At 42.8% G+C, this 15,594-nt stretch carries 10 protein-coding genes; 5 read left to right on the forward strand and 5 right to left on the reverse strand.

Features of this window, described 5'->3' with window-relative positions:
• Positions 1-150 precede the first annotated feature (150 nt).
• Positions 151-2,364 (reverse strand): bifunctional alpha,alpha-trehalose-phosphate synthase (UDP-forming)/trehalose-phosphatase, encoded by a 2,214-nt coding sequence (locus tag Q0993_RS18825; RefSeq protein WP_299536084.1) that lies wholly within the window; start codon positions 2,362-2,364, stop codon positions 151-153.
• A gap of 103 nt (positions 2,365-2,467) precedes the next feature.
• On the opposite strand from Q0993_RS18825, the gene Q0993_RS18830 reads away from it, so the two are divergent.
• The 5 genes from Q0993_RS18830 (at position 2,468) to Q0993_RS18850 (ending at position 7,994) form a co-directional block, all read left to right on the forward strand.
• Positions 2,468-4,270 carry a glycoside hydrolase family 15 protein gene (locus tag Q0993_RS18830; RefSeq protein ID WP_299536086.1) on the forward strand — a complete coding sequence of 601 codons (1,803 nt, stop codon included), beginning with the start codon at positions 2,468-2,470 and terminating at the stop codon, positions 4,268-4,270.
• A 365-nt stretch (positions 4,271-4,635) separates the two neighbouring features.
• Entirely contained in the window at positions 4,636-5,196 is a 561-nt protein-coding gene (locus Q0993_RS18835; protein ID WP_299536089.1) for an RNA polymerase sigma factor, read from the forward strand.
• On the forward strand, positions 5,183-5,866 hold the full coding sequence (locus tag Q0993_RS18840) for a hypothetical protein (RefSeq protein WP_299536092.1): 684 nt from the start codon (positions 5,183-5,185) through the stop codon (positions 5,864-5,866). Before Q0993_RS18835 ends, Q0993_RS18840 begins: the two co-directional genes overlap by 14 nt.
• Before the next feature lie 89 nt (positions 5,867-5,955).
• Positions 5,956-7,080: a hypothetical protein gene (locus Q0993_RS18845; protein ID WP_299536094.1), complete on the forward strand. Its 1,125-nt coding sequence runs from the start codon at positions 5,956-5,958 to the stop codon at positions 7,078-7,080.
• Positions 7,081-7,142: 62 nt separating this feature from the next.
• A complete protein-coding gene (locus Q0993_RS18850; protein ID WP_299536096.1) occupies positions 7,143-7,994 on the forward strand; it encodes a hypothetical protein in 852 nt (283 codons plus the stop codon).
• A 64-nt stretch (positions 7,995-8,058) separates the two neighbouring features.
• Here Q0993_RS18850 and Q0993_RS18855 read toward each other — a convergent pair whose 3' ends face one another.
• The 4 genes from Q0993_RS18855 to Q0993_RS18870 all read right to left on the reverse strand — a co-directional run bounded on the left by Q0993_RS18855 (position 8,059) and on the right by Q0993_RS18870 (position 15,589).
• Complete coding sequence (locus tag Q0993_RS18855; protein ID WP_299536098.1) at positions 8,059-9,486, reverse strand: aminotransferase class V-fold PLP-dependent enzyme; 1,428 nt, start codon at positions 9,484-9,486, stop codon at positions 8,059-8,061.
• A gap of 476 nt (positions 9,487-9,962) precedes the next feature.
• Entirely contained in the window at positions 9,963-11,774 is a 1,812-nt protein-coding gene (locus Q0993_RS18860; protein ID WP_299536100.1) for an acyl-CoA dehydrogenase family protein, read from the reverse strand.
• A gap of 139 nt (positions 11,775-11,913) precedes the next feature.
• Positions 11,914-13,104 carry an acetyl-CoA C-acyltransferase gene (locus Q0993_RS18865; RefSeq protein ID WP_299536102.1) on the reverse strand — a complete coding sequence of 397 codons (1,191 nt, stop codon included), beginning with the start codon at positions 13,102-13,104 and terminating at the stop codon, positions 11,914-11,916.
• A 79-nt stretch (positions 13,105-13,183) separates the two neighbouring features.
• Positions 13,184-15,589, reverse strand: a complete 2,406-nt coding sequence (locus Q0993_RS18870) for a 3-hydroxyacyl-CoA dehydrogenase/enoyl-CoA hydratase family protein (RefSeq protein ID WP_299536104.1) — start codon at positions 15,587-15,589, stop codon at positions 13,184-13,186.
• Between the last annotated feature and the right edge of the window lie 5 nt (positions 15,590-15,594).

Below are 15,594 nucleotides of genomic sequence, written 5' to 3' on the forward strand. Positions count from 1 at the left end.
TCGAGCGTTATAAAATTGAGACCTCAAAAGTATAGGAATTTGTCGTATCATCTGTTTTTGAAAACCTGGTTTCCTTTCCTATCCTTTTTCATGATTTTAGGCACAGAATGCGCCATGCTAATTTAGCGTATACGGGATTTGAATTTTTGTTCACTTTTTATTTGCAAACCTTTTTAAAAGTTCCCTTACCTTTTTTGTATTCTCCACAAAAAAACGGGCCTGTGTCTTTTGTTGCCCCACTTTTACGGTAATTGTACTTTTGGGCAATTCTTGGAACATAAACTCGTCCGTCCAATCATCTCCGATGGCAAATACAAAGTCATAATTATCTTCACCCAAGACCCGAACAGTGGCCCTTCCTTTGTTCACATTACTGCTTTTGACCTCCATTACTTTATTTCCATTTAGGACGCTAATGTCGTCATTGGCAATGAGACTGGTAAGTACGGTATTTAATTCAGTGGCCCTAAGATTTCCAAAATCCGGATCGGTTTTTCGATAGTGCCAGGCCAGGGAATAGTTCTTTTCTTCTATAAAGCTTCCCGGTGTGCGGTCTACAAAGGATTCCAATACGGGACGAATTTTTTCCATCCAGTCGTTCTTTACATTTTCCAACATCCGGAACGGTTCTCCATCTTCGGAAATCCATACCCCGTGTTCCACGATCATGTTGTATTTTTTGTGAAGGAACCAACGGGTAAAGGTTTCCTTGTCGCGGCCGCTGACCAGATACATTTCGGTATCTTCCTGCTGATGGATGTTATCCAGTAGTTGATACAATTCCTCATCTGGATTTGCCTTTTGGGGATCGTTGTGAAATCCTGATAAAGTTCCATCATAGTCCAGAAACAGAAGTCGCTTTTGGGCGGTTTTATACTCCTTTAAAATCCCATTGAGGAGATGGTCGGTCATCCTTTTGGAAATGTTGCCCGCTTCGCGATTTTTTTGAGCTTGTAACGAGCTCATAAAGCTATTGGCCCATTTTTCCACATTATAACGTTCCAAACGTTTTTGAAGTACCTCGTTCCTTGCTTGCTGTTCTTCCTTGGGCATATTGATAGCCGTATACAGTGTATCCGCTATTTGCTCAAAATTGTTGGGATTGATCAATAGGGATTCGTTCATTTCGTTGGCTGATCCTGCCATTTCACTGAGGATGAGCACCCCCGTTTTATCGGTCCGTGTGGCAATGTATTCCTTGGCCACTAAATTCATTCCATCCCGTAAGGGCGTGAGCCAGGCAATATCACAGGAAGTATACAGGTCTATTAAACTGTCAAAGGGAAGTGACCGATAAAAATACCAGATTGGGGTCCAATTGACCGTGGCCAACTCCCCATTAATACGCCCCACCAGTTCATCTACTTCCCTTTTGAGTAGCTGATATTGTGGTACATTGGATCGGGAAGGGACGGCCAGAATAATAAGACGCACCTTCTCCTTGTATTGAGGGTACTTATTCAAAAAATACTCAAAGGCATTTAAACGTTTGGCAATTCCCTTGGAATAATCCAAACGGTCTATGGAGAGAAGAAACTTTCCATCGGGAGTAGATTTTTTGTGCTTGTCCAATCGTTGTTGTAGGTCCGATTGCTCATCAGGTTTTTTTTGACCGTGCTCCTCGGCAGCCTGGCTAAATTTTTTATAATCGATGCCCATAGGAAAGGAATCGACCTTGATGATGCGATTGTCTTGGTAAATATCATTGAAACTAACTTCCAGGCCAAGCAATCTTCTAACCGAGCTTAGGAAATGGCGTTCGTAATCATAGGTGTGGAATCCGATTAGGTCAGAACCTAAAAGGCCTTCCAAAACTTCCTCCCGCCAGGGCAGGGTCCGAAATATTTCAAAGGACGGAAAAGGAATGTGTAAAAAGAAACCTATGGATATCTCGGGACGTTCGTTTCTAACCATTTGAGGCACCAACATTAATTGATAATCATGAATCCAAATAGTATCCTCATCGCTTGCGTTTTTGAGTATGGTATCTGCGAATTTTTGGTTTACATCCTTGAATACATTCCAATAGTCCAGTTCAAATTCGGAATATTCCAAAAAATAATGGAACAAGGGCCAGATGGTTCGGTTGCTAAAACCGAAATAGAACCCGTCCACCTCTTTTTTGGTAAGTCTCACCTTGGAGGAACCATGCTGAGCGAGCGCCTCATCAATTTTTGGGGCAAGTTCATCTGGAATTTCCTCATCGGTGAGTCCACTCCAACCAATCCAAAGGCTGTCTCCACCTGAATGTACGGATTTCATTCCTGTGGCCAGCCCCCCAACACTTGGGATGGCAGTTATGCTACCATTGCTAATTTGTAATTGTACGGGTAGTCTATTTGAGATTATGATAGTTTTGCCCATGAAATCGATGTTTTTGGCCTGTTTTACTTTTAATTTCTCTAAATTTCGTCAAATTGCATGGCAATAGCAATTCAAAACCAGATTACATCAACATTTTTATTGAATGGATAATTTAGACTACGGAATAGTAGGAAATTGTAGGAGTGCCGCCTTAATTTCAAAAACAGGTTCTGTCGATTGGTGCTGCTTGCCCGAATTTGATTCTTCATCGGTTTTCGCCAAGTTGTTGGATGACAAAATCGGCGGTAGTTTTGAGATTCTTGTAGCCAAGAATTATACGATAAAACAGCGTTACAAAAAAAGTACGGCAGTACTCATTACCCGGTTTTCGGATGGGGAGAACACCTTTGAGATACATGATTTTATGCCTCGCTACTATAACGAGAACGGTGGCTACCACGCCCCTCCAGAATTGGCCAGACATGTACGCCATGTAAAGGGGAGGCCTAAATTTAGGGTGAAATACAACCCCAAATTGGAATACGCCCTTGGTGAGACTAAAACGTATGTAAAGAAGAACTTTGTAGTAAGCCTAACGCAGAACGAAAAATTCGATACCGTCTTTTTGTATACTTCATTCAATAAGAATGCTGTAGTGGAGGGCAGGGAATTGGAAATAAAGCAAAACGGCTTTTTTTTGTTGGGGTATAATGAAAAGATACTTCATCCCACTTCCCGAAAAATTTATTTGGACTTGGAAAGGACCAAGGTGTATTGGCTCAATTGGGCCAACAGGACGCCCACCTACAACAAGTACAATAAGCAGATTATGCGCAGTGCCATTACATTGAAGTTGTTAAGTTATGACAGAACCGGTGCCGTACTGGCGGCGGCAACAACTTCCCTACCGGAAACCATTGGTGAGGTACGGAACTGGGATTATCGTTTTTGCTGGATTAGGGATGCTTCCATGGTCATCAAGGTAATGGCCGATCTGGGACATAAGAACGTAGCACGTAGATATCTGCAATTCATTATTGACCTGATTCCGGACAAGGATGAAAAATTGCAGATCATGTACGGCATTAACAAGGAGAAAACCTTGACGGAAAATACCCTGGATCATTTGAGCGGTTACCACGCCTCCAAACCTGTTCGGGTGGGTAATGCGGCCTATGAGCAAAAGCAAAACGATATATATGGCATTTTAATGGATGTCATCCATGCACAATTGGCCAAATTCAGTACAGGTATCGAGAATGGCGAAGAGTTATGGGGCATAACCAAAGGAATTGTTTGGATCGTTTCCAGACACTGGAAAGAACCGGATAAGGGAATCTGGGAATTGCGTACCGAAGACCGACATTTTACATTTTCCAAAGTTCTTTGTTGGGTTGCCATAGACAGAGCCGTACGAGTTGCCCGTATACTGAAAAAAACACGGAAATTGGAACAATGGACCCAATTGGAACAGGAAATTAAAAATGACATTCATGAGAATGCGTGGAATGACGAAGTAAACGCTTTTACCCAATCCTATGGTTCCACACATCTGGATGCCTCCGTACTACTTATGGAGTCCTATGGGTTCATACATGCCAAGTCGCCCAAATTTGTGAGTACCGTAAAGGCTATTGAAAAGGAATTGAGCAATGATGGCCTACTATATCGCTATAAGAATAAGGATGATTTTGGACTCCCGTCATCCTCTTTTACCATTTGCACCTTTTGGTTTATCAATAGCCTCTTCAAAATAGGGGAGGAGGAAAAGGCCATGGCCCTTTTTGAAAAGACATTGACTTATGGAAACCATTTAGGTCTATTCAGCGAGGATATAGATTTTAAGACCAAAAGACTTTTGGGAAATTTTCCCCAAGCCTATTCACATTTGGCTTTGATAGAATGTGCGGTAAACTTTTCCAGAAAAAATACCGAAGAGCGTATTTTGGAGTCCATGAGGGAGTAGTTTTAAAGGTTTGTCTTTCATTTTTGTTACTTACCTTAAATAAAAAAAAGTTCCCTTGGTACGTATCAATCTTCCAAAAACGGTACATACTAATATCCTTTATATGGTCTAGATGCTTTAACCGGGGTCTCCCGTACCCTGGCCAAAACAGTAAATGCTGTTGTGGGCAAAAGGTGCCCAACCATCTTTGATTTTGAGTTTCCATAAGGCGGATACAGATAGTGGTTTGCAAGACCTTGTTATTGAATATGTTAAAGTTGTTAAATTTTGACTAAAAGCATTTTTCAAGGGGAACTTTTTCACTAAATAAATTGTCTATTCTAGTAAAGGGCCCTGTGTCTTTTACGATTGCTAAGAAAGAAAAAGTGAAGGTTATCCCCCTATATAAGGACGAGAAGTCGCTTATACGAAAAGCGTTACTGGCCAACAAGGCCGCCCAGTTTGGAATATATGAAAAGTATTCCTCCAAGATGTTGGCGGTCTGTAAAAGGTACGTCCGGGATGTGCAGTATGCAGAGGACGTAATGATACAGGGCTTTCTAAAGGTCTTCATGCGCTTAAATACATATAAGGGAGATGGTAGTTTTGAGGGTTGGATAAGACAGATAATGGTGCGCGAATGCATCAATTTCCTCAAGACAAATCGCAGATTGGTATTCAAGGGAGATGTTCAGTATCAAGAAAGCTCGGGAAGCCCTAGAGTCGCTATGAAGGCCGACGCGGAATATCTACTAAAACTTATAGACGAACTTCCCAAGGGACATAGGTTTGTGTTTATGCTTCATGCCATCGAAGGATATAAGCACACTGAAATAGCCCAATTGCTCAAGATTTCGGAAAACACCTCAAAATCGAAACTTTCAAAAGCACGCAAAATCCTTCAGAAAAAATTGGAGCTTCAAAGAAAAAAAAATGAAGCACTTTGATGTTGAAATCTACGCAAAAGAAAAATTGGAAGGGTATTCCCTTACACCAAACAAATCGGCCTGGACAAGGCTTTTGGAAGAACTATATAAAGAGGAACAAAGGGGTAGGAGTCGGAGGCACTACTTAAAAGGGGTCACTTTTCTTATGGCCTTCATGATTGGTATTGGATTTATAGCCGAGGAGATAGATGGTTTTACAAATACATCCTTTACGGATAATAATATCAATTTAATCGGAAAGGGGCATCATGCGTCACAAGTAGCCAAAAAAAAGGTGAAACGCACAAAAACCGAATCGCTGCCTGAAGTATCCGAAAAGATGAAGTCCGTATTCATTGGGCATGGCATTGGAGCAGGAACAAAGAACAGGATATGCAGGGCCCAAGATAAGGATTACGAAAATCAAGATGTTCCGGAACCCTTGGAAACCATAAAAGTCTCCGTAAAGTCGGAAAAGATGAAAGTGACCGAAGCGGAAATCGATGATTTGATGCTAAAGGCACGCCAAAACATCGAAAAACGAAAGGCCTCTCAGGCAATGAGAAAATTTTTGGCGATAGAGATACTTGCCGAGATAGAGCAAGAAATTAAGCATCAGGACAATCATAACAGGGTGTCCCAAAACCTTAAACATGGTTTGTTGAAACTAAAGGACGCCATCGCAAATTGAAGCCAATACCATTCCAGAAGTTTGGACCATGGTGTCCGGATCCTTTAAGGACATGAACACCTTACTTAAAAATATCAAAAGCATATGCTATGAAAAATATACTACTTCTGATGCTGATAGTAACACTTCCTTTAGCGGGTATCAAAGCTCAAGAAGCTCCTAATAGGGAGGCTATCGAGGTGCTTCGCAAACAGTTGGATATTGTTGAGCAAGAGGAAAAAAAGGCTCTGAAAGAGCAAGTGGAGAATATCAATAGCCTTTTAGATAACGGAGTGATCAATAAGGCCGAGGCCGATAAATTAAAGCTTAAAGCAGCCGAAGAGCGCACAAAAAAAATTGATGAGCGGCAAGCAGTACTTTTAAAGACTATTTTTTTCTTGGAGAACGATGGGGAAACCTCAAAGGGGAATAAGGAAGTCGAGATTTTTTTGGATGTTGATTCTTATACCAAGGAGAAGGAAGGGTTAAAACTAAATCTTCCCAAAGAGAAAACGACACCTGAAAATTTGGCCGAGACACCCTTGGAGGGACCTACGGTACTGGAAAAAAAGGAGCTAAGGAGCCCAACCACCTTGGATATTGTATTTGCCATGGGTCTAAACAATGCGGTAAGGGATGGCATTACTTGGCAGGACATAGAGGATGAAAGGGATTACTTGTTTTATAGCTCGCGATTCTGGGAAATTGGTTTTGCGCTAAAGACACCACTTTGGAAAAAGAATGGATTACGACTAAAATATGGAGTATCCTATCAGCGAAACGAATTGGAACCTAGCGGGAATCGAATTTTTGCGGAGGTTGATGGCCAAACGGTATTGCAGGATTTCCCGTCTTATTTACACAAGTCCAGTTTTGTTGTCCACAATTTGGTCTTGCCCATTCATTTGGAGTTTGGTCCAACAAAAATGAAGCATAACCGTAAAGGGAGGTATTATTCAACAAGCAATCAATTTAAAATCGGCATAGGAGGATATGTGGGTATTAGCCTGGACGAAGAACAGCGGATGGAGTATCCCTTTCTATTTCGAAGGAGACGATTTTACAGGGCAGAGACCAGAGGCGACTATAATGTGAATCAACAGATTTATGGATTGAGTGGCTACATTGGTTTTGGGGCGTTTTCACTATATGGAAAATATGATTTGAATACCATTTTTAATAATGATAGCCAAAATCAACAATTTGTTTCGGTTGGTCTTCGACTGGACCTCTGAGTTAAAGTAGGCTTTTATTCGGGCCTTAAAAAAAAGGATGTTAAATGATTAAAAATATTGAAATGAGAAATGTTATTATTGTGTCGGGTTTGTTGTTCTGCATGTATCTTTTCCCCCAGCAGGGCGCATCAAAAAATGATATTATTTTTACTACCAACGGGCAGTTGCTCCAGGTAAAGGTCACAAAGGTTACCGACGGAGCCATCAGTTTTGTCTACCCTGGGGAAACCATAGTGAACGAGATTAACCCTACTAAATTGGAAAAAATAGTTTTTGCCAGTGGCAGAACCCAGGATTTTGGTGGCGTTGGAGGTGAAGTAATCGTTGCCAAGGAAAGCCCAGCTAACGCCTCTACCTTTATGGAAGAAGCCCCTATGGTTCCAAGTTATGAGGAAAATATCATGTCGGTGGTACCTTTGGATTTCAAACGAAATGGAAAATATGATAAGACCTTGGCCAACAAGGCCACAGAATACGTAATAGGTTTAATGTCAGGAAAGTCCAATACACAAGGCGTCCAAGTTTTGGATATGGGAAAAGCCATAGAAAGACTTGTAGATTCCGGATTTAGTTATGGAAAATTAAGACAGTCCTCCCCGGAACAATTACGGGACGCCTTGGAAACAGAGTATATTCTTTTTGTATCTATTAAGGAGAATGAAAAGAATGGAAATCCCGAATCGGACCTTATGGCACAGGAAGTTTCTAGTAAAAACACACAACTGGAGCGCATAATAAATATACGTCTTTATGGAGCGGATAGTGAGGTGGAATCCTTTGAAATGGATTTTTCCGAAAATGTATTCTTGAATAAATCTACAAATGGTCCTAATTTACTGGCCGGTGGCAAGTGGAAATCTTCTTTGAGATACCTAGCGGAGCAATTGTTTGCCTCAAATGTTTTTACGGATTAGGTCTAAAATACCGTGAGGTTCGCGTTTTAAGAACTTAATGAAACAACTAGAAACTGGGGCTCTCCTATATCTGTTTTGAATATTTTTTGATTTTCTCCAATAATTGCTGCAAATGCTCCTTGGTTGTAAATGGATTCATTATGGTAGTGCGTAAGTAATGGATACCCCTTAGTTTGGTCTGGACAATATAGAACTCGCCATCCTCCAAAAGAGATTGTCTTATATGTCCATTAAGTTGGTTTAGGGCAAAAGTATCCAAATGTGAATCCGTATAACGAAAGCACACGATGTTAGACTCTGGGGGGGTTGCCAATTCAAATTGTGGGTCATTTTGCAGGATTATCCCAAATTGATGCCCCATATCGTATAATCTAGTAAGAAATTCATCAAAAATCTCCTCCCCATATGTGTTTAGCAATATATACCAATGGACACTCATCATGGTTTTGGTACATTCAAAAGTCCGCTTACCGGAATTATACCAGTCCTCATGGTCTGTAGGCGTCAAAAGGTAATCCGCTTTTTGACTAAAGGTGGCTGTGGCATTGATGTCGTCTTTGAGAAGTAGGGCCGTAGTAATAGTGGGCATCATCATCATTTTATGACCGTCTATGACCACTGAATCTGCCTGCTCTATACCTTGTACGGTGCGCGCGTATTTTTCTGAAAAGATGGCCGCCCCTCCATGGGCTCCATCCACATGGAACCATAGATTGTTGGACCTGGCAAATTTACCAATGGCTTTCAGATTATCGTAGACTCCTGTGGCTGTTGAGGGAGCGCTTCCAACGATGGCAAAAACGGTTATACCCTCTTTTTTGGCCTTGTCAAAATAAGTTTGAAGCAGGGAGGTATCCATTTTGAAGTTTTGGGTAACCGGAATTTTGATGATTCCTTTTTCTCCCAATCCCATTATTTTGGCCGCGCGGTCTATACAATAATGGGCTTCCTCACTAACCATAATTCCAAGTTGCTCCTTATGTCCTTTGTTCCATATATCATGGGAAACCTTGGCTTTCCTCGCGGAAAGTAATGCCGTTAAATTGGCCAAGGTTCCTCCGGAAGTCAAGAATCCTCCGGAACTCGAATCGTATCCGATTTTGTCACAGAGTTTGTTGATAACCACCCGCTCAATGGCGGAGGGGGCCATTCCCATTTCGTAAATGGCCATGCCATTGTTCAATAAAGCGCTTACCATTGCTGATAATGCAGTTATAGGAGCAGTAGGACTCACCTGATGTCCAATGTATTTAGGATGGTGTACTTGGGTGGTTCGGCCTAGAATTTCGCGAAAAAAATGTGATGTATCTCCGTTGTACAGAAAGTTTTCCCAAAAGACCAGCTCTTTTTTGGGTATATTCCAATCTATGGCATTGTTAGACTTTTCTTGGATTTTATCTTCCAAATGATTGGCCAGTTCGTCAATAAGTCTATGCCCCCTTTCCCTAAAATCCTCTGGAGAGTAAACTGCTTTCAATAAGTTTTTATCCATGCATAAAAATAGAGTCTTGATCTAAGTAAACAAAACAATGAAAAAAAACATTATACCTCATTTGGAAAGTCACTCATAAATTCTTAACTATTTGGACTGGTTTCTTACACTTGAACCCCGAAATGGTTTGATTAAGCAACTTATGCGCGCTGAACCTAGTATTGATATTGGGAAAGACCATAGAGTAAATGGCCAATGGGTCTTTTCCTGGGTCATGAGTATGAATACTTGTAGCGAACCGAGGGAATAACGGCTATTGTTCCATCTGGCCCTGAGGCGTATTTGACCAATACCTAGGACACATGCCGAAAGGGTTAAGTAGCCCGAGAGCTTCGAAGACCAAATGCTGGATTATGCGGAAAGATTTGGCTTTTTGAGTAAAAACTTAGAATAATAGGAGCGCTGCCTAAATACAAATGAAGCCGTCCGTATGAACGGACGGCTTTCCTCCTGTCTCATCAGAATTTAAATCTGAATTAGTCAAAGGTATATCCATTTTGCTCGGCCACCACATCGGCGATTTGTGTGCGTAAGGCCACTACATTGGGATAGTTGGTATATTTTGTAAAACGCTTAAGCCCCATGAGCATCATGCGTTGTTCATCTCCTTCCGCCAAGGAAATAATCGCCTCCCTACCTTTTTTGCCAACGGTCTCCACTGCATTGTACAAATACAGTTTAGACATGGCAATTTGGGCCTTCTGGGACTCTTCTCCAGAACGCTTGGCATTTTTTTCCGTTCGCAAAACTGTGGATTCGGCCATATAGATTTCTATTAAGATATCGGCAGCGGCCAGCATCAGTTGTTGGTGTTTTTCCAGTTCAGGGCCGAATTTTTGGACGGCACTTCCGGCGACCATTAAAAACACCTTTTTTAGTCGGGAGATTATGTTCTTTTCTTCCGATAAAAGTTCCGAAAAGTCAGGTGTTTCAAAAGATGGGATTCCCATTAATTCTTCGCCAACGGCAGTCGCCGGACCAAGTAGGTCTACATGACCCTTCATGGCCTTTTTCACCAGCATTCCCACTACCAACATCCGATTTATTTCATTGGTGCCCTCATAGATTCTAGAGATACGTGCATCGCGCCAAGCCGATTCCATGGGGGTGTCCGCACTAAAGCCCATACCACCAAAAATTTGGAGACCTTCATCCGTAGTTTCCTGTAGGTCCTCGGAGACCGCGACCTTTAAAATGGAACATTCTATGGCATATTCCTCAACACCTTTTAACTCCGCTTCTTGATGGGAATTGCCATCTGATTCACGGAATGCGATCCTATCCTCTATGTTTTTTGCCGCGCGATAACATGCAGATTCCCCGGCGTAGGCGTTTGTCGCCATCTGTGCTATTTTGGCCTTTATGGCCCCGAAACTCATTATGGGGGTTTTGAATTGAATACGCTCATTGGCATATTTTGCGGCTTCGGTCACCACCCTACGCTGGGCATCCAGACAGGCTGCCGCCAATTTAATACGTCCAATGTTAAGGGCATTCATTGCGATTTTAAATCCATTTCCCCTTTCGGAAAGCATATTCTCCACAGGGACCTTGGTTTCATTGAAAAACACCTGTCGGGTGGAGGAGGAGTGGATACCCAGTTTCTTTTCCTCATCGCCAAGGGTAATACCATTCTTTGGGTTATTTTCCACGATAAACCCCGTAATGTATTTGTCATCCTCTATCCGAGCGAAAACAATAAATAGGTTACAGAAGCCCGCATTGGAAATCCACATTTTTTGACCGGTAATGGTATAGTATTTTCCATCATCGGACAATACTGCCTTCGTCTTTCCGGAATTGGCATCCGATCCGGCGCCCGGTTCAGTGAGGCAATACGCCCCAAACCATTCGCCCGAAGCCAGTTTGGGTACATATTTTTGTTTTTGCTCCTCGGTACCATATAGTGTGATAGGCATGGTTCCGATACCGGTATGTGCACCAAAGGCTGTACTGAAGGAACCGGTTACTCCGGAAATATAATCGCAGACCAACATAGTGGAGACAAATCCCATTCCTAGACCTTCATATTTTTCGGGAACAGCTATACTCAATAATCCCAGTTCCCCGGCTTTTCGCATACATGCCTCCGTATAGGCGTAATCCTTTTTTTCAAAACGCTCCCAATGGGCCCAAAGCTCGCGATCTGCAAATTCCTTGGTGCTTTCCCGCATCATCTGTTGCTCTTCGTTCAAATCTTCCAACGTAAAAATGTCATCATATTTGGTATCCCTTACCAGGAATTGCCCCCCCCGTAAAATTTCTTTGTTCATTGTTTCTGTACTCATAATTTTGGATTTAGGAATCGGAAAATGCGGTAATCATTTTGTTGCCCGCATCAAGGGTTTGTATTTCTTTATCTCAAGTACCTAGCTTTTTAAAAATAGTTCTTCCCGCCTTTTGGTCTTTTATCTTATTGTCTTGGTTCTAATTCAAAAACTCATAGATTCCGGCGGCTCCCTGCCCGGTGCCCACGCACATGGTTACCATACCATATTTTCCTTTCATTTCCCTTTTTCGCATTTCGTCAAACAATTGGACGGAAAGCTTTGCGCCGGTGCACCCTAAAGGATGTCCCAAGGCAATGGCCCCGCCATTTACGTTGACAAGGTCTTGGTTCAAATTCAATTCGCGGATGACCGCAAGGGACTGCGATGCGAAGGCTTCGTTCAATTCAATTAATTCAATATCCTTTTGTTTCAACCCCGCCTGCTTAAGTGCTTTTGGGATAGCTTTTACAGGTCCAATACCCATAATCCGGGGTTCTACTCCAGCGGCCGCATAGTTCACCATACGGGTAATAGGTTCTAAATTCAACTCCTTTACCATTTCCTCGTTCATAATCAAAACAAAGGCCGCACCATCGCTCATTTGCGAAGAGTTTCCTGCAGTAACGCTTCCATTAGCCGCAAAGACGGGCCGTAATTTGGCCAAAGCCGCCTTGGACGTATCGGTACGCGGCCCTTCATCCTTATTTACGGTATAGGTCTTGGTCTCCTTTTTCCCGGAAGCGTTGACATAAGTATGCTCCACTTCAATGGGCACGATTTGGTCCTGAAAACGATTTTCTGCCTGGGCCTTTAGTGCCTTTTGGTGCGAATTGAAGGCAAACTCATCTTGGTCTTCCCGAGACACCTTGAATTGCTCCGCCACGGCTTCGGCGGTCAATCCCATGCCCCAGTAGTAATCTTCATTTCCTTGTTTGGCTACGGAATAATCCGGTACGGGTTTGTATCCGCCCATGGGAATATAGCTCATGCTCTCGGCCCCTCCTGCAATGATACAATCTGCCATACCGGCTTGAATCTTTGCCGTAGCGATTCCTATGGTTTCTATTCCTGACGCACAATATCGGTTCACGGTAACTCCTGGTACATCCTCGATTTCCAGTCCCATTAAGGAAATCAATCGAGCCACATTAAGGCCTTGTTCAGCCTCGGGCATTGCGTTGCCGACAATGACATCATCAATCCTTTTCTTATCCAATTGCGGAACTTCGTTCATCATATGTTCAATGGTCTCCGCGGCCAATTCATCGGGTCGCTTAAAACGGAATACCCCCCGCGGCGCCTTGCCCACTGCGGTTCTATATGCTTTTACGATGTATGCTGTGTTCATTTGTTTCTCGTTTTTTTAATATTTGGATTATTAGATTACTTGGAAATCTAATAATCTAGAAATCTGATAATCTGTACGTCTAATTCCTCAACGGTTTACCTGTCTTCAACATGTGCTGAATACGTTCCAAGGTCTTTCTTTCGGTACAGAGGGATAAAAATGCCTCTCTTTCCAAATCCAATAGGTATTGTTCGCTCACATAACTGGCTTCGGACAAATCGCCACCTGCCATGACGTAGGCCAGTTTGTTCGCTATTTTCTTATCGTGTTCGGAAATATAATGCCCGGCCTCCATGGAATCGGTTCCCACTAAAAACATGCCCAGGGCCTGTTTGCCTAAAACCTTTACGTCTTTTCTTGGGATGGGTTTGGTATACCCTTGTTCAGCCAGTAGCCTGGCATAGGCCTTTGCGGAAGCAATTTGCCTATCTTTATTGACGACCACGACATCCTTCCCTTTTTGTAAGATTCCCAAATCAAAGGCTTCGTATGCCGAGGTGGACACTTTAGCCATTCCAATGGTCAAGAAATATTCTTGAAGTACGTTCAGTTCCACATCATTTTTCCTAAAAGTATCCGAAGCCCTGAGGGTCATCTCCTTGCTGCCACCGCCTCCGGGAATAACACCAACACCAAATTCTACCAAACCGATATAGGTTTCGGCCGCTGCAACCACCTTATCTGCATGTAGCGAGAGTTCGCACCCACCACCCAGGGTCATTCCATGTGGTGCGGAGATTGTGGGAATGCTGGAGTACCGCATGCGCATCATGGTATCTTGGAAAAGTTTTACGGCCATATTCAGTTCATCATACTCCTGTTCTACGGCCATCATAAATATCATTCCAATGTTGGCACCTACCGAGAAATTTGCCGCTTGGTTGCCCACGACCAGTCCCTGGAAGTCCCTTTCAGCTAAATCTATCGCCTTGTTTAACCCGGCAAGGACATCTCCGCCAATGGTGTTCATCTTGGACTGAAACTCCACATTTAGGATACCATCGCCCAAATCCTCGATAACGACACCGCTATTCTTAAAGACCTCATTGGATTTACGAATGTTGTCCAAAATGATGAAGGCATCCTGTCCTGGGATTTTTTTAATGGATTGGGAAGGAATATCAAAAGCGTGGGTGGCTCCTTCTTTAACTGTGTAGAAGGATTGCTGACCTGAAGCCAGCATCTGATGCACCCAATCGGCCGCCTGTTGCCCTTCGGCTTTTATGAATTCCAATCCTTTTTCGATACCAATAGCGTCCCAAATTTGAAAGGGTCCATGTTCCCAACCAAAACCGGCCTTCATAGCATCATCGATTTTATACAATTCTTCGGTAATCTCGGGAACTCGATGTGATACGTAGGCGAATAAATGTCCAAAACTCTTTCGGTAGAACTCGCCAGCCTTGTCCTTTCCATTGACTAAAATGGCAAATCGATCTATGACTTTATCTATAGTTTTGGTAAGTTCCAGTGTGGCGAACTTGGCACTCTTCTTGGACCGGTAGTCCATGGTATCCATGTCCAAGCTGAGAATCTCTCTTTTTCCGTCCTTACCTGTTATTTTTTTGTAGAACCCTTGTCCGGATTTGCTGCCCAACCATTGGTTATCTACCATGGTATCGATAAAATCGGGCAATTTAAAAAGGTCGTGTCGTTCATCGTCCGGGCAGTTCTCGTGGATACCACGGGCTACATGCACCAAGGTATCCAAACCTACCACATCAACGGTGCGGAAAGTGGCCGATTTTGGGCGACCAATCACAGGTCCGGTCAATTTATCGATTTCTTCTATGGTCATGCCCAATTCCTTTACCATATGGAACAGGCTCATAATGCTAAAGATACCAATACGGTTTCCTATAAAAGCCGGGGTATCCTTTGCTACCACGGCGGTTTTACCTAGAAATCTTTCACCATAGCCGTTCAGGAAATCCAATACCTCAGGTTTCGTCCTAGGTCCAGGGATAATCTCGAACAATTTCAGATAACGGGCAGGATTAAAGAAATGGGTTCCACAGAAATGCTCCTGAAAATCATCACTTCGGCCTTCGCTCATAAATTGGATAGGGATACCCGAAGTGTTGGAAGAAATTAAAGTGCCTTTTGTGCGATGTTTTTCAAGGTTTTCAAATACCTGTTTCTTGATATCCAAACGTTCCACAACTACTTCAATTATCCAATCTACCTCCGAGACCTTGGCGATATCATCTTCCAAGTTTCCGGTAAGGATGCGTTTGGCAAACTGCTTTTGGTAAATAGGGGAGGGTTTGGACTTTAGGGCTGCGGCCAAAGAATCATTTACTAAGCGATTTCTCACTGTTTTGTCTTCTAAGGACAGTCCTTTGGCCTTTTCCTTTTCATTGAGTTCACGTGGTACAATATCCAACAACAGCACCTGAACACCTATATTGGCGAAGTGGCAGGCAATTCCACTGCCCATTATACCGGATCCGATAACCGCAACTTTATTGATGTGTTTGTTCATAGGGA

The sequence above is a fragment of the Ulvibacterium sp. genome (assembly GCF_028285715.1).
Lineage (GTDB): Bacteria > Bacteroidota > Bacteroidia > Flavobacteriales > Flavobacteriaceae > Ulvibacterium.